This is a genomic window from Pseudomonas alkylphenolica (assembly GCF_004025535.1).
In the GTDB taxonomy this organism is placed as follows: domain Bacteria; phylum Pseudomonadota; class Gammaproteobacteria; order Pseudomonadales; family Pseudomonadaceae; genus Aquipseudomonas; species Aquipseudomonas alkylphenolica_A.
The window spans coordinates 159,826-180,293 of sequence record NZ_QJRG01000050.1 but is presented as its reverse complement, the minus strand read 5'-3'; the positions used below and the strand labels follow the sequence as shown (position 1 = coordinate 180,293).

Below are 20,468 nucleotides of genomic sequence, written 5' to 3'. Positions count from 1 at the left end.
TCAGCTCACCCCTCGGTCCTTGCCAGCCCAGTAAGGCTCGCGCAAATCCCGCTTGAGCACCTTGCCGGCGCCCGACAGCGGCAAGGCAGCGCGAAACTCGACCGACTTCGGCGTCTTGTAACCGGCAATCTGCTGGCGGCAGTGTTCAATGATCTCGGCACCCAGCGCCTGGCGATCGGCCTTGAGGACGATCACCGCGTGCACCGCTTCGCCCCATTGCTGGCAGGGAATGCCGATCACCGCACAGGCAGCCACGGCAGGATGACTGGCAATGGCACTTTCGACTTCGCCGGAGTACACGTTTTCGCCCCCACTGACGATCATGTCCTTGAAGCGGTCGACGATGTACAGGTAGCCGTCCTCGTCCATGTAGGCACCGTCACCGGTGTGCATCCAGCCGCCACGCAGCACCTGGGCGGTTTCCTCGGGCTTGTTCCAGTAACCGAGCATGATGTTCGGGCCGCGTACCACCACTTCACCGACCGTGCCCCGGGGCACTTCGTTGTCATGTTCGTCGACGATGCGCACCATCACCCCCAGCCCCGGGCGCCCGGCAGAACGCAGGCGGCCATTGGCGATGCCTTCAGGGCCATGGTTTTCCGGGCCGTTGGCGCTGATGGGTGGCGCCGCTTCGGTCATCCCGTAACCCTGGGTGAACCTCACGTTCGGCAATGCCTTGAGGGCAAGTTCCAGCAGCGGCACGGCGATCGGCGAAGCGCCGTAGGTCAGGTCGCGCAGACAGCCGAGGTCGTAGCGGGCAAAGTCCGGGTGCATGATCAACGCCTGGATCATGGTCGGTACGATGAGAATGTCGGTAATGCGCTCGCGCTCGATGGTCTGCATCACGTCCAGCGGCTCGAACGCCGGCACAAAGACGGCGGGCAGTCCCAGCAACGAGATCAGGATCACCCGTGACAACGCCGCAAGGTGGAACATCGGCGCAATGTGCAGGGTCAAGGCATCGGCCGGCACCGGCACATCGGCAGCCCGCGCCACGGCCGCCGACCACAGGTTCATGTGCGACTGCATCACACCTTTGGGCCGCCCCGTGGTGCCGCCGGTGTACATGATGCTGGCGAGGTCGTCGCCACCGCGAAAGGCATCGCCGACCGGTGCAGTGTCGTGGATCAGCTGTTCGTACGAAAGCATGCCCTCGGGAGCTGGACCGTCGCCAACATGAATCAGCAGGGGTCGCACCTTGGCACTGCCGGCGATGGCTTCGGCCATGGGCAGGAAACTGTCGTCGATCATCAGGACGCGGGTGTCGCAGTCGTCCAGCGAGTAGACAATTTCTGCCACGCTCCAGCGAATGTTGACCGGGTTGACCACGCCGCCGCCCCACCAGGTGGCCAGGTAGTATTCAAGAAAGCGGTCGGAGTTCAGTGCGAGCAGGCCGACCCGGTCGCCGCTGTGCATACCCAGCTGCTGCAGCGCACCTGCCAGGCGCGCCACCCGCTCGGCCAGTTGGGCGTAGGTGTGGCGTCGACCGCGAAACACCGTTGCCAGGGAATGAGGGCGTTGCTGCAGCACATGGTGCAGGCCTTGAGTGAGGTACATGGGGTTCTCCTGAAAATTATTGTTGTCGGGCAAGGAAGAACACAACGGTGGGAGGCGCTATCAGGCACCGGTGTATTTGGGCGGGCGTTTCTCGGCAAGCGCTGCACGCCCTTCGGCAAGGTCGTTGCTGTCTCGCAGCAGCCCCCAGTAAAGATGGGCCTGGGCAACGAACTCCCGGGAAGACAAGTGAGCCGTCTGCACCGCCAGACGCTTGATCGATTGCACCGCCAGTGGCCCGTTGGCGGCAATGCGCTCAGCCAGTTCCAGGGCGCACGGCAGCAGTTGGTCGCGGGTTACCAGATCGCTGACCAGGCCAATGCGCAAGGCATGCTCGGCGTCGATCGGCTCGCCGCTCAGGGCAATTTTCATCGCATGGGCCGCTGGCACCGCGCGCAGCAGGTATTGCACGCCACCGGCGGCCGGAATGCTGGCCTCATGTACTTCAGGCAAGCCGAATATGGCGCTGGCCGTGGCGATACGCACATCGCACTGCAGCGCCAGCTCCAGTCCGCCACCCAGGCAGGCACCATTGACCGCGGCGATCACCGGTTTCCAGATTTCCAGATCAGTGAAGTCGAACAGTCGGGCGTAACCGCCCTCCTCGGCTTCGGTTTCGCGGCTTTTCATCGCGCCGGCAACGTAGCCTTGAGCTGCCAGCAGCGGTTCGCGGTGAGCGCCACCGCAGCAGAACGCGCGATCTCCGGCACCGGTGAGCACAATGACGCGGACCTGCTCATCATCCTGGCAGGCCACCAGGGTCTTGCGCAGGTGCATCAGGTCGCTGACGGTGAGCGCGTTGTTCAACGGCTGCGCATCGAGCGTGATCAGTGCCACGTGGTTGATGATTTTGAACTGAATGGTCATGGCCTAACTCCAGCGCTGCGGGACTTCCAGGGGGTGTTCACGGCTGCGCTATCAGGCTTTGAAACCCAGGCCTGACGCCTGCAGACGCTCGATGGCAACGCTGTCGAAGCCCCAGTCGCGCAATGCCGCATGACCCAGCTCGCCGCGTTGCGGGGCGGGTCGCGGCTGCGCCGAAGGGGTGCCAAGAAAACGCGGGGCAGGAACCGGCTGTACCACGCCATCGACCTCGATGAAGCTGCCGCGGGCCCGACTGTGGGGATGATCGGCAGCTTCGGCAAGGCCGAGCACCGGCACCACGCAGGCATCGCTGGCGGCAAAGGCCTCGGCCCACTGTGTGCGGGTACGGCCAAGGAAGGCGGCGGTGAACGCCTCACGCAGGCGCGGCCAACCGGCGCGGTCATGCTGGTGCGGCAGGTCGGCGTCCGCCAGCCCGAGGATCTCCAGCATCTGCGCATAGAACCGCGACTCTATCGGCCCGATCGACATGTGCAGGCCATCCTCGGTCTCATAGGTGTCGTACCACGGCGCGCCACCATCGAGCAGGTTGCTGCCACGCTGTTCCTGCCAGTCACCGCCAGCCAGCAGCCCCCAGATCGCCGACCCCAACTGTGCCGCACCTTCGGTCATTGCGGCATCGACAACTTGCCCGGCACCGCCACGCTGCACATTCAACAGCGCCGCCAGCACGCCCATGGCCAGCAGCATGCCGCCTCCGCCGTAATCGCCCACCAGGTTCAGCGGCGGCACCGGACGGCCGCCGGCCGGACCGATGGCCGACAGCACACCGGACAGGGCGATGTAGTTCAGGTCATGCCCGGCACGCTCGGCCATTGGCCCGGTCTGGCCCCAACCGGTCATGCGCGCATACACCAGCCGCGGATTGCGTGCCAGGGCTACCTCGGGGCCAAGCCCCAGGCGTTCCAGGGTGCCCGGACGAAAGCCTTCGATCAATACGTCGGCGCGCTCGATCAGTTCCAGCGCCGCCGCAACGCTTTGCGGGGACTTGAGGTCCAGCGTCAGCGAGCGACGGTTGCGCCCGGTCACATCGACACGCTTGCCTTCCAGCTTCGGGCCCAGGTCGCTCGGTGCCTGCGGTCGGTCGATGCGCACCACGTCGGCGCCCATGTCGGCCAGCAACATCGTGCCAAAAGGCGCCGGGCCGATTGCCGCGAACTCCACCACTCGAATGCCGCTCAATACACCCATTGCCGCCGCTCCATTGATCTGACGGAGCGCCAGGCAGCACCCCTATTGTTGTGCCGCCCAGTTAATCAACCGCAACGCTGGCGTCGACCACCCGCATCGGGTGGCGAAAGCCGAACACAGGGTTCTGTCTTGCCGACGGTGGGTTACACTCGTCCGGGTTCAGTGCACCTTCAAAATAAAAAAGATTCGGACAGCCCCATGGACAAACCCCGTAAGCCCACAGCCTCGGACACGCCCACACGCCCGGTCCTGAATCCGGCCCAGTCGCCGATCGTCAGCAGCAAACTGATCCCGCCGCGCAGTACCGGGCGGCTGATTTCCCGGGAACGCCTGCAGGAGCAGATGCTCAGGGCACGCCGTCAGCGCTGCATCGTGCTCAAGGGGCCGGCAGGCTGCGGCAAAACCTCGACGCTGATTGCCTGGCGTCAGGCGCTGATGCCGCTAGGCTTTGACGTGGCCTGGTTGACGCTGTCTGCCGACGACAACGAGCTGACGCGCTTTATCGACTACCTGCTGGCCAGCCTCGGTCAGATCGATCCGGGCCTGGTCCACGAAGCCACCCAGCTCGAAGGTCGCGGCATCGATAGCGAAGCCGTCGAGCGCACCGTTATCACCCTGGTACGCAGCATTGCCAGCCGTGGCCGGGAACTGGTGCTGGTGCTCGACGACCTCCATCACCTGACCGACGTCGGCATTCACCAGGCCTTGCAATGGCTGCTTGATTACGCCCCGGTCAACCTGCACCTGGCCCTGGTGTCTCGTAGCGCCGTGCCGCTGTCGCTGGCACGTCTGCGCAGTCAGGAACAGGTGCTGGAGCTGAACCTGCGCGACTTGCGCTTCACGCCCGCCGAGTCCGAGCAGTTTCTCAACGCCCAACTGGGCCAGATCGACGCCCGCGACGCCAGGCAAATGCATGAGCTGACCGATGGCTGGGTGGCCGGCCTGCAACTGCTGGCTGTCAGCCGCAAGAAGAACCGCCCCGCCGCCGCCAGCCAGGCGCAGGTGCGGGACGACAAGGCGTTTGCCGATTTCTTTGAAGTCGAGGTGTTGTCGCATCTGTCACCGACCGACCTCGACCTGATGCTGCTCATGGCCGTGTGCAACCGCTTTTGCGCCTCGTTGTGCGCGGCCCTGAGCGGCAACCCGCAGGCCGTCCACGACGCCAATGCGCTGCTTGCACACCTTGAACGCGACAACCTGTTCCTGATTCCGGTAGACAGCCCCGAGCGCGAGACCTGGTACCGGCTGCACCCATTGCTGCGGGAAACCCTGCTCAAGTATTTCGACTCGCGCAGCCAGACCGAACAACAGGCCGTGCACGCTCGGGCCTGGGCCTGGTTTGGTCAGCACCAGCACCTGGATGAAGCGGTGCATCATGCGGTCATGTCCGGCGACCCCGACGCTGCCGCCGACCTTGTGGAACAGCACACCGAATCGCTGTATGCCCATGGCGATCTGCGCATGCTCATTGAACTGGTTCGCCTGTTGCCGGTCGAGCAAGTGCAGGCACGGGTAAAACTGCGCATTCTCAAGGCCCGGATGCAGCTCTATGCACGGGATTTCACGGGCTGTATCCAGAGCCTGGATCAGCTGTTCAGGGACGTGCCCGAGAGCGATGTCCATGACCGCTTCATGATCGCCTTGCTGCGCGCCTCACTTGCCCTGCAGCGCGATGACACCGACGCGGCGATGACCGTGCTGCCACAGTTGCTCAACCCTCCCCCTGGCAGCAACGCCGTGGCGCTGGGTTCCTGCGCCAATATCCTTTCCTGGCTGTACATGCATCGGGGCGAATACGAACAGGCGCGCCAGGTGCAACTCGAGCGGCCGATGTTGCTGATCAATGGCGAGCCCCTGCTGGGCACCACCGCTGGCAGCCTTCAGGGCCGCTGCATGCTCGGCTTGAGCCACGCGCTGGAAGGCCAGATGAAGCTGGCGGAGCGGGTTTACCGGGATGTCATGCACGAAGCCACGCAGTGCGGCAAAGCCGGTGCCGACGCGACATACCTTTCTGTGGCCCTGCTGGGTGAAGTGCTCTACGAAACCAACGATGTCGATGGCGCGTTCAAACTGCTGTCGGGCTGGGTCGACATTCTTGAGCGGATCTCCATTCCCGACTCGGTGCTACGCGTGATGCAGGTGTTGTGGCACGTGCAGTGGATGGCAGGCAATCATCAGGAAGCCCTGGCCTATGTCGAACGCCTCGATGAGTACGCGATCAAGCTGGGGCTTGAGCGCCTGCAGGCCTACAGCCTGACCTGGCAAATCCGCTGGCTGATCATGCTCGGGCAGCCTGCGCAGGCACACGCCAAACTGTTGCGCCTGGAAGCCATTGATGCCCGTCACCCGGATGTCGGGCATACCGCGCTCAAGGAAATTCGCATCCTCACTGAAAATGCGCGGGCGCGCTGGCAGCTGCATGAAGGCGATCTGGATGGCGCGCTGGCGCGCATTGAACACTTGATTGAACTCTGCGAAGTGCACCGCCGCCAGCTCGGTACGGTGCGCCTGCTGGTGCTCAGCGCGGTGATCGAAGCCCAGCGCGGTAACACCCAGGCGGCGCGAGACAAGGTGCTTGAAGCCTTGCGTCGCGGGCAACGCTTCGGTTTGCTGCGCAGCCTGCTTGATGCCCACCCCAATGCCTTGGCGTTGATCAGTGAAATCGCCAGCCGGGAGACACTGGACCCGGTACTGGCGTTCTACGTTGAACGGCTGCAGGAAGCGCAGGTGAAAGCACCAGCCGTTCCGACAACAAAAGCTGCCCCGGCAACGCCGAGCAAGGCGCTGACCAGCGGCATGGAGCCATTGAGCGAGCGTGAAATCGAAGTGGTCCGACTGCTCGCACAGGCCCTGCCCAACAAGAAGATCGCCCGCGCGCTGGGGTTGTCTCCGGAAACCGTGAAATGGCACTTGAGCCATATTTACAGCAAGCTCGGCGTCAGCAGCCGCGATGAAGCAGTAGCGCGTGTGCGCGATCTTGAATCGCAAAGCGGTTCAGGGCCCGTGTAGGCGAATTTTCCACCACTTCGCGCTCGATCACAGGCTTTGCCAGCTCCCACAAGGGCTGCGACGACCGCGAGTTCCCTGCCCCGCCACCCACCTCGGGTGGCGTTCGCCCTGTGTACCCCAGCCTATCGTAACCCTCAGTTCAACGGCGCAACTCGCGCCTGGCCGCACAGCCGGCCCGTGATCACTGAGGAGTCTTGCGTGCATATCGCCCGAACCGTTTTCCGCGACGACCATGAGATGTTCCGCACTACCGCACGCCGATTTTTCGAGCGCGAATGTCTGCCGCGCCAGGCCGCCTGGAACAAAGCCGGCCAGGTCGACCGCGAAACCTGGCTCAAAGCCGGGCGCGAAGGCTTGCTGGGCATCACCCTGCCGACCGAATACGGCGGTGGCGGTGGCGATTTCGGCCACTGTGCAGTATTCAACGAGGAGTTTGCCCGGGCCGGGGTCAGTGGCGCCTACTTCGGCATGCACTCCGATGTGATTGCCCCGTACATCAACCGCTGCGGCAACGAAGAACAGAAGCAGAAGTGGCTGCCGGGCATCTGCTCCGGCGAAATCATCCTTGCCATCGCCATGACCGAGCCCGGTACCGGCAGTGACCTGAAAGCCGTGCGCACCACGGCTGTGCGCGACGGTGACGACTATGTGATCAACGGCAGCAAGACCTTCATCAGCAACGGCCTGACCGCTGACCTGGTGATCGTTGTGTGCAAGACCGATCCGGCCGCCGGCGCCAAGGGCATCAGCCTGATCGCCGTGGAAGCCAGCCGTGCCGGCTTCAAGCGCGGGCGCAAACTGGAGAAGGTCGGTCAGCACGCGGCCGATACCGCCGAGCTGTACTTCGACAATGTTCGCGTACCGCTGGCCAACCGCCTCGGGGAAGAAGGCCAGGGCTTCACCTACCTGATGGGTGAGCTGCCGCAGGAACGGTTTTCCATCGCCATCTCCGCCGCCGCCAAGCTTGAGCGCTTGCTGGAACAGACCCTCGACTACGTGAAGGAGCGCAAGGCCTTCAACCAGACCGTGTGGGACTTCCAGAACAGCAAATTCAAGCTTGCCGACATCAAGGCCCAGGCCTGCGCCCTGCGGGTGATGGTCGATTACTACCTGGGCGAACACATGCGCCGGCGCCTGACCCTCGAAGAAGCCGCGATCGCCAAGCTGCACACCACCGAAACCCTGTGGAAGTGCCTCGACGACATGGTCCAGCTCCACGGCGGCTACGGCTACATGCTCGAGTACCCGATTGCCCGCGCCTTCGTTGACATGCGCGTCAACCGTATCTACGGCGGCACCAGTGAAGTCATGCGTGAATTGATCGCGCGCAAGCTCTGAACCCTCAAAACAACAAGGAAAACTACGATGAGCCAACACGTATTTGTGGCCGGCGTCGGCATGATCCAGTTCAAGAAGCCGGGCACCAACGAGCCTTACGACGTCATGGGCGAGCAGGCAATCCGTCAGGCCCTGGCTGATTGCGGCCTGGATTTCAATGACATCCAGCAGGCCTATGCCGGTTATGTCTACGGCGACTCCACCTGCGGGCAGAAGGCGCTGTACCGCGTGGGCATGACCGGCATACCGCTGGTCAACGTCAACAACAACTGCGCCACCGGCTCATCGGCACTGTTCCTGGCGCGCCAGGCCGTGGCCAGCGGTGCTGTGGACTGCGCCCTGGCGTTCGGTTTCGAGCAAATGAACCCGGGTGCCCTGAAGTCGGCCTGGAGCGACCGCGCCCCGGCCACCGAGCGTGCACTGAAGCTGACCAACGAACTGGTGGGCATGCCTGACCTGCCGACCGCCATTCGCCAGTTTGCCGGTGCCGGCTATGCGCACATGCAAAAGTACGGTACCCGCCTCGACACCTTCGCCAAGATCCGCGCCAAGGCCAGCCGCCACGCGGCCAACAACCCGTTGGCGGTGTTTCGCAATGTCGTCAGCAGCGAAGAAGTTCTGGCCGCGCCGATGCTTTGGGAAGGAGTACTGACCCGCCTGATGGCCTGCCCGCCTACATGCGGGGCCGCAGCAGCCATCGTGGTCTCCGAAGCGTTCGCGAAGAAACACGGCCTGCGCACCGATGTCTTGATTGCAGGCCAGGCGCTGACCACCGACCTGCCCAGCACCTACGACGCCAACGACATGATCCGCGTGGTCGGCTTCGACATGACACGCATGGCCGCCGACATCGCCTACAACCAGGCCGGCATTGGCCCTAAAGACATCGACGTCATCGAATTGCACGACTGCTTCGCCCAGAACGAACTGCTGACCTACGAAGGCCTGGGCCTGTGTGCCGAAGGTGCTGGCGAGCGACTGGTCTGCGACGGCGACAACACCTATGGCGGCGAATGGGTCACCAACCCCTCCGGCGGCCTGCTCTCCAAGGGCCACCCGCTGGGTGCCACCGGCCTTGCCCAGTGCTTTGAACTGACCCACCAGTTGCGTGGCACCGCCGCGCAGCGCCAGGTACAGAACGCACGCATCGCCGTGCAGCACAACCTCGGCCTGGGCGGCGCCTGCGTGGTGACCGTGTACCAGAAAAACTGACGCGCCCGGCCTGTAAAGGAGCCATCCAGATGATCGACAAGAAACACATTGGCAAGCAACTGCCTACCTTCCTCGCCACCGCCGAAGCCGGGCAATTGCGCTTTTTCGCCAAGGCCACGGGGGAAACCAACCCGATCTATTTCGACGAGCAGGCCGCTCGCGACGCCGGTCACCCCAACCTGCCACTGCCGCCGACTTTTCTGTTCTCGCTGGAGTTCCAGATCCCGTCCAATGCCTGGCGCGATGAGCTGGGCATCGTCACCGCGCGCGTCCTCCACGGCGAAGAGTCGTTCCGTTACCACCGCATGGCCTACGCCGGTGACACGCTGCGCTTCGATGTACGCATCGCCGACATCTACGACAAAAAAGGCGGTGCCCTGGAATTCGTGGTGCGCGAAACCCGCGTCACCAACCAGCACGGTGAACACGTCGCGGACCTGCGCAGCGTGCTTGTGCAGCGCAACGGCTAAGACGGAGAACCCTGATGAACGCTACCTGCCTCGAAACAATCAAGGTCGGCGAGAGCTTGCCGCCCCTCGCCCTGCCGGCGATCAACCGCACCACCCTGGCGTTGTTCGCTGGCGCTTCGGGCGATCACAACGCCATTCATATCGACACCGATTACGCACGCAAGGCCGGCATGGCCGATGTGTTCGCCCACGGAATGCTGTCGATGGCCTACCTGGGCCGCCTGCTCACGCAGTGGGTGGACCAGCGCCAGTTGCGCGAGTTCGGCGTGCGCTTTCTCGGCATTACCCACCTGGGCCACCAGATCACCTGCACCGGCACCGTGATCGAGCGCTTTGAAGCGCAAGGCGAGCAACGCATCAAGGTTGAAGTGAGTACCACCAATCAATACGGCGAGACCAAGATCGTTGGTGACGCCGTGATCGCCCTGTAATCCCCCTTATTGAGGAGCAACACCCCATGGCAAAACTCGACGGCAAAGTCGCACTGGTCACCGGTTCCGGTCGCGGCATCGGCCAGCAGATCGCCCTGAAACTGGCCAGCGAAGGCGCACGTATCGTGATCAACGACCTGGATGCCGATCCGGCCCACGAAACCGCAGAACTGATCCGCAAGCTGGGTGGCGAAGCGGCTGTGTGCCACGGAAACGTCAGCGCCCCGGACTTTGGTGAGCGCTACGTCAAGACCGCCATGGATCACTTCGGCGCCATCGACATCATCGTCAACAACGCCGGTTACACCTGGGACGACGTGATCCAGAAAATGAGCGACGAGCAGTGGTACGCGATCCTTGACTGCCACATGACAGCACCGTTTCGCATCCTGCGCGCCGCCTACCCGATCATCAAGGCCCAGGCCCAGGCTGAAGCGGCGCAGGAGCGCGAGGTGTTCCGCAAAGTCGTGAACATTTCTTCGGTGTCTGCCCTTAACGGCAATGCCGGGCAAATGAACTACTCCTCGGCCAAGGCCGGGGTAATCGGCATGACCCGTGCGCTGGCCCGCGAGTGGGGCCGCTTCAAGGTCAACGTCAACGCGGTGGCTTTCGGCTTCATTGAAACCCGCATGACCTGCGCCGACGCCCATGCCGGTGCGACCGTGAACATCGAAGGGCGTGACATCCGCGTCGGCATCAGCCCGGAAGCGGCCAGATCGTTCGCCCAACGCAACCCGCTTGGCCGTCCGGGCACCGCACAGGAAGCGGCCGACGCCGTGTACCTGTTCTGCTCGCCCGAATCCAACTACATCACCGCGCAAACCATTGCCGTCGCCGGCAACCTGCAGTAAGCCGTGCGGCAAGCGTCGCGCCACCTGATACGGGTGGCGCGATCCCGGTGACGACGCCTGAACATGGATGCTGATCGCTCACCGCGACGCCCAACAACAAGGAGCCCGTAACATGGCGCGTATAACCAAGTGGCTACCGGATCTCGCGTTGATCGCGGTTTCGGTCATGGCAATTTCGGCCAGTGCTGCCGCCGCGGAAAAACCCAACATCCTGGTGATCTTCGGCGACGACATCGGCCAGACCAACATCAGTGCCTACAGCCATGGGGTAGTAGGCTACAAAACTCCCAGCATCGACCGCATCGCCAACGAAGGCATGCTGTTCACCGACTACTACGCGGAAAACAGCTGTACTGCCGGGCGTTCGTCGTTCATCACTGGCCAGTCGCCATTGCGCACCGGCCTGACCAAGGTCGGTGTACCGGGCGCGCCGATCGGCATCCAGAAACGCGACATCACCATTGCCCAGGCTCTCAAGTCCCAGGGCTATGCCACCGGCCAGTTCGGTAAGAACCACCTGGGCGACAAAGATGAATTCCTGCCGACCAACCATGGTTTCGACGAGTTCTTCGGCAACCTCTACCACCTCAACGCCGAAGAAGAACCCGAGCGCGCCTATTGGCCCAAGGATGACCCGGACTTCGTCAAGTCCAGAACGCCACGCGGTGTGATCCACAGCTATGCCGACGGCAAGATCGAAGACACCGGTGCGCTGACCGCCCGGCGCATGGAAACCATCGACGACGAAACCACCGCAGCCGCGCAATCTTTCATCGAGAAGCAGGCCAAGGCCGACAAACCGTTCTTCGTCTGGATGAACACTACGCGCATGCACCTGTTCACCCATGTGCGCGAGTCGATGAAAGGCCAGAGTGGCATGCCTGGCAACGACTACGCCGACGGTATGCTCGAACATGACGGCGACGTCGGCAAACTGCTGAAAACCCTCGATGACCTGAAAATCGCCGATAACACCATCGTCGTCTACACCACCGACAACGGCCCGAACCAGTTCTCCTGGCCTGATGCAGCGACCACCCCGTTTCGCAACGAAAAAAACTCCAACTGGGAAGGCGCCTACCGGGTACCGGCCATCGTTCGTTGGCCTGGCAAGATCAAGGCCGGTGAAGTCTCCAACGAGATGTTCTCGGGCATGGACTGGTTCCCGACCCTGCTGGCTGCGGCTGGTGACACCAGCGTAAAGGAAAAGCTCCTCCAGGGCTGGTCACCGACGGGCGACGGCACACGTTTCAAGGTGCATCTGGACGGCTACAACCAGCTGCCCTACCTGACCGGTAAACAGCCAAAAGGAGAACGTCGCGAGTTCTACTATTTCAACGACGACGGCATGCTGGTTTCCATGCGCTATGACAACTGGAAGGTAGTGTTCGCCGAGCAACGCGAACCCGGCGGCTTTGCCGTATGGAGCAGCCCGTTCGTGCCGTTGCGCGTGCCCAAGCTGTTCAACATGCGCATGGACCCTTACGAGCGCGCAGACGTCGTGTCTGACCAGTATTACGACTGGACCGTGAAAAACTCCTACCTGCTGGCCGCAGGGGTGGCAAAAGCGGCGAGATTCCTGCAGACCTTCATCGCCTACCCGCCGAGCCAGAAACCCGCCAGCTTCAGCATTGACCAGATCCGGGCGGCGGTGGATGCGAAAATCGAAGAGAACAACAAGGCCCAGGCCAAGCCGTAAGCGATGCCGCCGCCTGCTTTTTCAGTGGGCGGCGGCTTCTGTCGAGGGCTGCGCCGGCAAAGCCCTCAAACTGGCAAAACTCTGCCCGTTGCCCCCAAGCCTTGCAGTGCTCGACTGCACTTGCAGGTAATAGGCCCCCGCGCGCTTTATCTGCAGCGGTGCTTCGTAGACGCCCTCCTCGACTTCCCGCGCCAATGCCGTGGCCTGCCAGGCAGACGGCGCCAGGTAGTATCGCACCTGCAGGTCCTGCAGCCCTTGCCAGGGTTTGCCCGTAGTGCCCTGGACGACCCGGAACCGTGCCAGTACCGGCTCATTGCCCGCGCGCACGGTTGCCTGTTCAAGCATGAACTGCACTTTGGCGGTCGCACGCAGCTTCTCCAGCCCGGGGTTTTCCTGCACCTCGACAGCGAAGCAATGGGTCATTTGCGGTTGGTTGAGCATGAACGCCATGTCGAGCTGCCCGGCCGCCGGCAGCTTTATCCGCCCGCCGTACACACCAGGCTGCAGCTCGCGCAGACTGCGGTCGACCACCATGGCGGCACGCGCCGTATGGCCGCGGTTGAGGTAACCGGACATAGGCGCGTTCATCCCTTCCATGTAGTAATAGGCGGTGTTGTCGACCGGGCTGACCACAAACACCGCCGCCTCGTCTCGCGCCGGAGTCAGGCTGTCGGCCAATGGCAGGTTGCCCGCCAGTTTGGGCGCCGCCGGCCCCGCCTCGAAGTCCTGGACGATGGGCTGCTTGCCCTGCCCCAGCGAGGCCAGGTTGATCATGCTCACCCGCGAGGACGCCAGGCCGCGCACATAGGCATAAGCACGGGTAAACGTCAGTTGATAGGGTTCGGCGGTCACTTCCAGCGCTTGCACCCGCTGGTCGTTCGCCGCATCGATGACCAGCAAGCGGTTTTCCAGGGTGTTGAGCACCAGGCCAAAGCGCCCGTCGGGCGTGAAGCGCATCGGCCCCACGCCTTGGCCGGTTTCGATCAACGCGCGTGTCTTCAGGGTACGGGCATCGATCACGCTGATGGTACCGGCTTTGCCATCGGAGACATACACGGCCTGGGCAAGGGGCGAATAGGCCGCCGACAGTGGCTGTGGGCCGGTCGCGACATCACTGATGTGGCGCAGGCTGCTAATGTCGAACACGCTCAGGGTGCCGCTGTCGCGGTTGCTGACAAAGGCATGGCGCGAATCGTCGCTGAAGCTGATCTCGTGAAAGCCCTGCCCCGACGGGTAGCTGAAAACCTTCTCCAGAGTTTGCGTGTCAATAACAGTTACCCCGCTGCCAACGCTGTCCGGCGCATTGTTGCCGACCCACAGGTAGCGCCCGTCCGGCTGCAGCGCCACCCTCACCGGCTCACTGCCGGCCGCGACATAGCTCAGCACCTGGAAGCTCTCGGTGTCGACCACGGCAATCTCCCCGGCATCGGGCATCGACACGTACAGACGCTTGTCGGCGTTGCTGACCACCCAGTCCATGGGCGCGCGCTTGAGCGGTATACGGCTCAGGGTGCTGGTGATGCCGCCGACCGAAATCGACGGGTCTATCACCGAGATGCTGGGGTCTTTGTTCATCAGCAACAGGTAATAACTGTTGAGGTCCAGCAATGCACGCGCCCCCATCACGCCCTTGAGGTACAGCCCGATACGCGCCTTGCAGCCCAGTTTGCGGCCGTCACGGCTGACCGTGGTCGACGCCGGGTCCAGCCAGGCCCCGGGCGCCACCCCGCTCAGCGGTTGGCCACTGGCAGCATCGCGAATATGGAAGCGGATGTCGGCGAGGTTGCCCTCCATCAATGGCTCACCGGCAACTGCCGGCAGCGCTTCGAATTCGATGGAGACGCCGTCGCGCGTTACCCGCTGGCGCTCACTGGCTCCCGCCTTGGCTGCAACAGGGGGTTGCGCCGTAACGTGCTGCCCGTTGGCACGGTGAAGGTACAGGCCGGCACTGACCAGCAGTACCAGCACCCCGGTCGCCATCGCCGTTTGCATCATCCGTCTGCGTTCCATCTTGGCACCCTCCTGATCATTCCATCCCTTTATTGCGCGGTGGCCGGCAGCGGCTCATCGCTCACCCGCAACAGCCCCCAGATACCGCCCAGGTTGCCGAAGGCGGCATAGTCCCGGTACAGGTAGTCGCCAGGTACCGCGTTGGCGCCGCCGGCGCTGGGGAAGATGAAGCTGAAATGCGCAGCCGGCAGTACGCTTTCCTGCGCCCCGATGTACATGGCCATGGGGTTGTAGCCAAAGCGTACCGAGCCGATGCCGGCGTCTTTCAACGGGTAGCCCCAGAGGTCGAGACGCTCGGCCTGGAACGGGTTGAACGCCCAGACATGGCCATCGAGCTGGAAGGTTGCACCACGGCTACCCCCGGAAGGCATCAGCACATGGGTGCGGAATGGCTGCCCGGGCTTGACCCGCAGTATCGGGGTTACCGGGTCGCCGCCAACCAGCGCGTTGCTGTAGGCCATATGGGCATTGGGTACCGCACCCAGGCCATTGCCGCCCGCCTGGCCGAAAGGTGCGTTCGGCGCGCGCGCGAAGCGGTACCACAGCGGTTCGCTCTTGTAGTTGATGGCCATGTCCGAGTTGTCTTTGGGGTCGTTGGGAATGCCCGGCCCTTCGGACGACATGTTCTCGACCGGCAAACCGTTGGCCCAGCGCATGTTCAGCGACTTTTGCCAGACCAGGGAGAAATCACGATAGCGGCTGCCGTCGAGTGTCTGTACGGTTGCCGACGCCCGCGAGGCCGCATCCTCCTGCCAGGTCGCGCCGGCCGGTGCCACCGACATCGCCGCCACCAGGCCTTTTTGCGGTTGCTTGATCGGGTCGGCCGGCATCAGGTTCAGCCCACCAAACTCGATGGGCGTGGCCTCGATGACATCGACGTTGCGGCCCAATTGCGAGGCAGTCGGTTGACCGGCACGTTCCAGGTGCCCGGCGTAGTACTGATAGGTACGGCTTGGCCAGGCACCCGTGTTACCCGCCCGTGGCGCCACGGTCTGCACCGGGTTGCTGCCGACGTTGAAGCCATCCGACTTGCTCACATCGTAAGTCAGTAATTGGGCGTGCAGACCAACATGGCTGGATGGACGCATCAGGTTGTTGTTGAAGGTGGTCGAGCCTTGGGCCCCGGCGCGGTCTCGTTTGACCGTGCCCTGCATCACCGCGAAGTTCGGCAGGTCCGGCATCACCAGTGGCAAACGGTTCTCCAGGGTGATGTTGATGCAGTCGCCGGCTGCTGCGCGCAATACCAGCGGCTCCACCGGAACCCCGGCCTTGAGCTTGCCGGTGACAGGGTCGAGGTCGGCCTTGCGCACATAGAGAATCGCCGTCGGGTCGTGCAGCGGTCCGGATTGCCCGCCAATGGTGAAGGTCTCACCGTCTTCAGGGTCGAAGATGGTCACCTGCGGCACCGTCACCGGCCGCGGGTTGTAGACCAGCGTGCCACCCTGCGGCTTGAGCGGACCGCCCACATGCTGGCCGACAGCGGTCGGATCGACGACGCTCAGGCCCAACGGGTTGGCAAGGATGTCGTTGGCCAGCGCCGCGACCACTTCGTAGTTGCGTTGCACGGTCGGCCGTATGCCGATGCCATTGGGGTTGGGGGCGGTGCGCGGGCACACGCCATTGAAGTTGACCGTGTTGCGCGCGGTCACCGGTTTAGGGTTGTTAGGCAGCGGGAACAGGTCGCTACGGCTTTGCGAATAGTTGCGCATGATGCCCCACAGGCCGCTCCAGTAGCCCTCCAGGGACGCGTCCATGGCATACAGGTAGTCACCCGTTTCGCTGGCCGCGCTGGACATCATCGCCACCGGCGCCATGAAGCCGAACTGCTCGGAAATCGCGACCATTTGCGAAGCCTTCCAGCCGGTGTTGGAGCTGTTGCCGAAGCCGCTGCCCGAATGCAGCCATTTCACCCCGTGCATCGTCACGTTGTGCTCTTCCTCGTGCCCGCCGGCATTCACCCGCAGGCGTACGTTGTCGCCGGTGTAGGTGCGCAAGGTCGGCGTGAACGGGTCACCCGGCAAGTCGCCACGGTTGATATGCTTGGGCAACAGCGTGACACCGCCGGTTGGGCCGGTTGCTGCGTTAACCGCGCTGGGTGCCAGGTTGAGTGCCGGGATTGCCCGGTCGGTACGGCTTTGCAGAGCATAGGCAAGGTCACCGGCCAGACCGTCGGCCTGCATGCCTGGCTTGCCGTCCGGGGCAACTTTGTTCGGGTCATAGATACGCAAGCCCAGGGGCTCATGACGGTAATTGACTACGAAAATGCCAGGGTCAGACGCCGAAATGGCTTGCGGGCATGGCCGCGAGGGGCAGGTCAGCAACTGGCCACCGGCAACTTCCAGCACCGACTCCAGCAGATTCACCGCCTGCTTGCGTGCTGGTGGGTTGATGGCATAGCGGAAACTGTCCGGCGTTGCCGGGAACGCCCCCGCATTCGGAATGCCATCCGGCCCGGCGCCGACATACACGCCGGCCTCGTAGGCATGCTGGAAGTCGCTGAACTCGAGGAAGAATTCCCGGAAGCTGTCGTCCTTGTTGTCACCGTTCATGTCACCGGTGGCGATGACCGCCTGCCAGGAGGTCGGGCCGCCGTCCTGACGCCCGCCGCCGTTATACAGCGGCTCGCCGGTTTCGGCATGGAACCAGCTGGAACCGGCGGGCTCGGCCAGTACGGTGGCATACAGGCCGATCTGCTGGTGCGTCGAAGGGCCGAGGTGGTCATGGGTAAAGATATTGCCCAGGCCACGGTCGACGTTGTGCACGTTCAACACCGGGTCGGCGAACCAGCGCTGCAGCGTGGTGCGTGCGCCCAGCCAGTCTGCGCGGTTGAACTGTCCGAAGTACGGGTGCTGTTTGGCCACCGGGCATTCCGGGGTTCCCTGGCGCGGGTCGCCTTCCTGACAGTCATTGAAGCGGCGGATGGCATGAATGCGCTCGACCACGGTAGACGGTGATAGCACGCCATCTTCATAGTTCCAGCCGTTGGCCGAGCCATCGGCGGCGGTCAGGTCCCACTTGGGCAGGTGAATGTGCTGGCCGATGACGTCGGTGGGCGTACGGACCTGGAAGTCGTCCAGTTCGTACACCGACGGCACCAGGTTGGTGTGCTGGTACATGGTGCAGTCGAAGGTGTTCATACGCATCACCAGCGGCTCCGGTGGGCGCTGCTTGTTGATCACTGGCCAGGCATCCTCCCACAGGGTAAGGATGCGGGTTTGCGGGAAGTGATAGCCGACTTTGTTGAACACGGCGTCAAACTGAATATTGGCGCCCTTGTACACACGCGGGGAGTCGGCACTGAACAGCGAAGCACCGCTGAACGACTGGGCATCGAGACGCTCGCCACTGTTGTAGTAGCCAAGGCCTGCGTTGCGGGTCAGGCGTTTTTGCCGATCGTCCATGCACGGCTCGAAAAACGGCGCGCCTGCCACCGGCGGCGCGCCATTGGTCAGGAAGCTGCGCGACTGCAGCTGGCCGCTGGGCAGCACGGCGAAGCTGGCGTGCGCAGGCTTGGCGTGGAAGGCCATGGCCGACTGTTCGACCTCGGTGCCCTCCTCCGGGTAATACACCGGCTTGGCCCGTTCCAGGGTCTTGCTCATGTCCAGGGCACTGGTGGTGACCTGGGCTTCGCCGCCAGCCACCCAGCCATCGAGGTTATGGCGTGGCAAGCCGCCGTCAAAACCACCGGCCTGGGCTGGATCCAGCGCCGCCCACAGGGCATTGCCGCTGTCGCGCAGGGTCTTGGCCGTCTGTGCATCGAGCATGTCCAGCGGTGGCGTCGGCGGCCGTTGGCCGACGGTGCTTTCCACACCGCCGATCCAGAACGGATAGCCCGGGTTCTTCAGCGTGCCATCGGCGTTACGGTTGGCTTCGCTGCGGTCGACCAGCGCCAGGGAGCCGACGACCTTCTGCCCGGTCTCCCCTTCGCCAGCGTCATCCCCGGTGGCCACCGCTTCACCACTCAGCTTCGGCACCACCACCACTTTGCCCGGCATCGGTGGCAAGGCCTTGCCCGGCAGCGGCACGATGGCCGGGATCGGTGTACCGGCGACGATCTCGCCATCGGGCAAGGCCCGCGCGCCCTGGGCCGGCAAGCCGCTGCGCAAGGCAAACGGCTCGTCATGATAGGCATTCTCGCCCTCCTGGCTGACGGCCAGGCGTGTGCCCTCTTCGAACACGTCATGGATGCGCCACATCGCCCACATACCCTGGGCAAAATGCGGGTAGAAGTGGCAGTGATAGATGGCATCACCGACCACCCGGTTGCGGTTGCCGGAGCCGCCATTGGCGATCTCGTAGGTGTAACCGGAGCCGGGACCGACGCCTTGGGCGTCCATGTAGTCGGAGTTGTCGTCGTTGGGGTTGAACAGCCACTGATGACCATGCAGGTGGAACACGTGCTGTTCATAGCCGACGCTGATGTTGCGGAACTTCACCGCATCCCCCAGGTAGCTGTGGGCGACGTTGGCAGGCTCGGCAGGATACAGGGCCATGCTGGCCTTGATCCCGACGTTTTCGGCAGCCGGCACCTGACCAGGTGCAAGCAGCTCAAGGCCGGTGTTGGCCGGCACGTCGACCTGCATGGCGATGTCGCCGGTGGTGTGGGCGCTGAGGAAGAACTCCTCATAGGCGCACGACAGGCAATCATGCATGGGGCCCACCCCCACGCGGTTGGCGATGACCTCGGCGCCCATGCCGCCGGAACCGTAGTTGACCATGAAAGCGTCGCGGGTCGGGTCCAGCACCCGGCCGAACACCGGGTCGCCCCAGAACCCGGGGAACGCCTGAATGACCGCGGACTGGTCGTGGAACACCGCGGCGAAATCTCGGAACGGCTCCAGCCGGTTGGGCAGGCTCGGGTTACGCTTGCCCTGGCTTTCCAGTGGGTAGGTGGTTGGCGGGAAACTGCCGTCGGCGTTGGGGCCCATGACCAGAGCATCGGCATTGCTGGCAATGATCTCGCTGCCATCGACCATGTTGAGGATCGGCTTGCCGGCCTTGCCCTCGGTGATCCAGGGCTCACTTACCGGGTAACGCGCTTCGTAATCGATGACCGGCTGCCCGGCCGGTGTCCGGCCGCGGGTTGCCAGGCGCATGTCTTCTTCGGTGACCGTGTTGTGGTAGGCGCGCCCACCTTTGGGCAGCACCACCACCTGGGCGAACAGGCCATTGCCGACGTTGCCGGAAGAGCCTTCACTGCCAAAGGTGGCGCCGTAACTGGTGGCCGCGAAGGTACCTTCGCGCTCCGCGTAAAGGGTGTAGGTGCGGCTTTGCCCGGGCGCCAGCAAGGCGTTGTCGTTACGCCCGCTATTGGCCGCAATGTCGTTGATCGAACCGAACGCCTGCATGCCGTTGACCTGAAAGCCCACATGGCGGTCAGCAACCTGGGCGTCGACATGCAACTCGCCATTGGCGGCGTTTTCGTGGTCGTTGCCCTGGCCATTGGGGTTGGCCTGGAACGCCAGCAGGTTGTGCAGCTTGACCGTCAGGCAGTCCCCGCTCGCCACCCGCAGCACCAAAGGACGCGGGCGCTTGTCCGGGCGCAAGGTAACCTGGCCAGGCACCGCACTCCCTCCTTGGCTAATCAACACGCCATTGGTGTCGACCACATCGCTGCGCAGGGCAAACATCATACCGTTGGGGTTGTGCGCACCCAGGCGGTTGAACATAAGCGGCTGGTCCATGGCCACCACGTCGGCCACCAGAGTGCGCTGACACTGCACCGCGGCCTCCACCTCCTCCCCGCCAAGCCACACGCCGGCGAGTAGTGCCAGTCGGGCCGGCATTTTCAACCAGCCAGGAAGACCATTAAGGTCGGGTC

At 63.6% G+C, this 20,468-nt stretch carries 12 protein-coding genes; 7 read left to right on the top strand and 5 right to left on the bottom strand.

The window, feature by feature from the left end; genetic code table 11:
• From DM813_RS27615 to DM813_RS27605, 3 genes are read right to left on the bottom strand one after another with little or no spacing between them, the layout of a single operon-like run.
• Positions 1–1,557: an acyl-CoA synthetase gene (locus DM813_RS27615; RefSeq protein ID WP_128326579.1), complete on the bottom strand. Its 1,557-nt coding sequence runs from the start codon at positions 1,555–1,557 to the stop codon at positions 1–3.
• A gap of 60 nt (positions 1,558–1,617) precedes the next feature.
• Positions 1,618–2,421 (bottom strand): enoyl-CoA hydratase/isomerase family protein, encoded by an 804-nt coding sequence (locus DM813_RS27610; RefSeq protein ID WP_128326578.1) that lies wholly within the window; start codon positions 2,419–2,421, stop codon positions 1,618–1,620.
• A 51-nt stretch (positions 2,422–2,472) separates the two neighbouring features.
• On the bottom strand, positions 2,473–3,627 hold the full coding sequence (locus DM813_RS27605) for a CaiB/BaiF CoA transferase family protein (RefSeq protein WP_128326577.1): 1,155 nt from the start codon (positions 3,625–3,627) through the stop codon (positions 2,473–2,475).
• 198 nt (positions 3,628–3,825) lie between these two features.
• Here DM813_RS27605 and DM813_RS27600 point away from each other — a divergent pair, with 198 nt between their 5' ends.
• The 7 genes from DM813_RS27600 (at position 3,826) to DM813_RS27570 (ending at position 12,637) form a co-directional block, all read left to right on the top strand.
• Positions 3,826–6,636: a LuxR C-terminal-related transcriptional regulator gene (locus DM813_RS27600; RefSeq protein WP_128326576.1), complete on the top strand. Its 2,811-nt coding sequence runs from the start codon at positions 3,826–3,828 to the stop codon at positions 6,634–6,636.
• 237 nt (positions 6,637–6,873) lie between these two features.
• Positions 6,874–7,974: an acyl-CoA dehydrogenase family protein gene (locus DM813_RS27595; RefSeq protein ID WP_241653264.1), complete on the top strand. Its 1,101-nt coding sequence runs from the start codon at positions 6,874–6,876 to the stop codon at positions 7,972–7,974.
• A 27-nt stretch (positions 7,975–8,001) separates the two neighbouring features.
• Positions 8,002–9,186: a lipid-transfer protein gene (locus DM813_RS27590; protein ID WP_128326574.1), complete on the top strand. Its 1,185-nt coding sequence runs from the start codon at positions 8,002–8,004 to the stop codon at positions 9,184–9,186.
• Positions 9,187–9,215: 29 nt separating this feature from the next.
• Positions 9,216–9,656: a MaoC family dehydratase N-terminal domain-containing protein gene (locus tag DM813_RS27585; RefSeq protein WP_128326573.1), complete on the top strand. Its 441-nt coding sequence runs from the start codon at positions 9,216–9,218 to the stop codon at positions 9,654–9,656.
• Between the two features lie 14 nt (positions 9,657–9,670).
• On the top strand, positions 9,671–10,087 hold the full coding sequence (locus DM813_RS27580; RefSeq protein ID WP_128326572.1) for a MaoC family dehydratase: 417 nt from the start codon (positions 9,671–9,673) through the stop codon (positions 10,085–10,087).
• A gap of 26 nt (positions 10,088–10,113) precedes the next feature.
• Positions 10,114–10,938 (top strand): SDR family NAD(P)-dependent oxidoreductase, encoded by an 825-nt coding sequence (locus DM813_RS27575; protein WP_128326571.1) that lies wholly within the window; start codon positions 10,114–10,116, stop codon positions 10,936–10,938.
• 112 nt (positions 10,939–11,050) lie between these two features.
• Complete coding sequence (locus DM813_RS27570; protein ID WP_128326570.1) at positions 11,051–12,637, top strand: arylsulfatase; 1,587 nt, start codon at positions 11,051–11,053, stop codon at positions 12,635–12,637.
• A gap of 21 nt (positions 12,638–12,658) precedes the next feature.
• Here the strand turns inward: DM813_RS27570 and DM813_RS27565 are convergent, their stop codons facing one another.
• Together DM813_RS27565 and mnxG are read right to left on the bottom strand one after the other, a co-directional pair.
• Complete coding sequence (locus DM813_RS27565; RefSeq protein ID WP_241653254.1) at positions 12,659–14,647, bottom strand: YncE family protein; 1,989 nt, start codon at positions 14,645–14,647, stop codon at positions 12,659–12,661.
• Between the two features lie 29 nt (positions 14,648–14,676).
• Positions 14,677–20,433, bottom strand: coding sequence for a manganese-oxidizing multicopper oxidase MnxG (gene mnxG / locus DM813_RS27560; RefSeq protein WP_164897313.1), 5,757 nt, complete (start codon positions 20,431–20,433; stop codon positions 14,677–14,679).
• Positions 20,434–20,468: the final 35 nt, after the last annotated feature.

What these genes read in the sequence shown, in the direction of transcription:
- DM813_RS27615 (WP_128326579.1), bottom strand. Translation starts at nt 1,557, where the DNA reads ATGTACCTCACTCAAGGCCTGCACCATGTGCTGCAGCAACGCCCTCAT.
- DM813_RS27610 (WP_128326578.1), bottom strand. Translation starts at nt 2,421, where the DNA reads ATGACCATTCAGTTCAAAATCATCAACCACGTGGCACTGATCACGCTC.
- DM813_RS27605 (WP_128326577.1), bottom strand. Translation starts at nt 3,627, where the DNA reads ATGGGTGTATTGAGCGGCATTCGAGTGGTGGAGTTCGCGGCAATCGGC.
- DM813_RS27600 (WP_128326576.1), top strand. Translation starts at nt 3,826, where the DNA reads ATGGACAAACCCCGTAAGCCCACAGCCTCGGACACGCCCACACGCCCG.
- DM813_RS27595 (WP_241653264.1), top strand. Translation starts at nt 6,874, where the DNA reads ATGTTCCGCACTACCGCACGCCGATTTTTCGAGCGCGAATGTCTGCCG.
- DM813_RS27590 (WP_128326574.1), top strand. Translation starts at nt 8,002, where the DNA reads ATGAGCCAACACGTATTTGTGGCCGGCGTCGGCATGATCCAGTTCAAG.
- DM813_RS27585 (WP_128326573.1), top strand. Translation starts at nt 9,216, where the DNA reads ATGATCGACAAGAAACACATTGGCAAGCAACTGCCTACCTTCCTCGCC.
- DM813_RS27580 (WP_128326572.1), top strand. Translation starts at nt 9,671, where the DNA reads ATGAACGCTACCTGCCTCGAAACAATCAAGGTCGGCGAGAGCTTGCCG.
- DM813_RS27575 (WP_128326571.1), top strand. Translation starts at nt 10,114, where the DNA reads ATGGCAAAACTCGACGGCAAAGTCGCACTGGTCACCGGTTCCGGTCGC.
- DM813_RS27570 (WP_128326570.1), top strand. Translation starts at nt 11,051, where the DNA reads ATGGCGCGTATAACCAAGTGGCTACCGGATCTCGCGTTGATCGCGGTT.
- DM813_RS27565 (WP_241653254.1), bottom strand. Translation starts at nt 14,647, where the DNA reads ATGGAACGCAGACGGATGATGCAAACGGCGATGGCGACCGGGGTGCTG.
- mnxG (WP_164897313.1), bottom strand. Translation starts at nt 20,433, where the DNA reads ATGCCGGCCCGACTGGCACTACTCGCCGGCGTGTGGCTTGGCGGGGAG.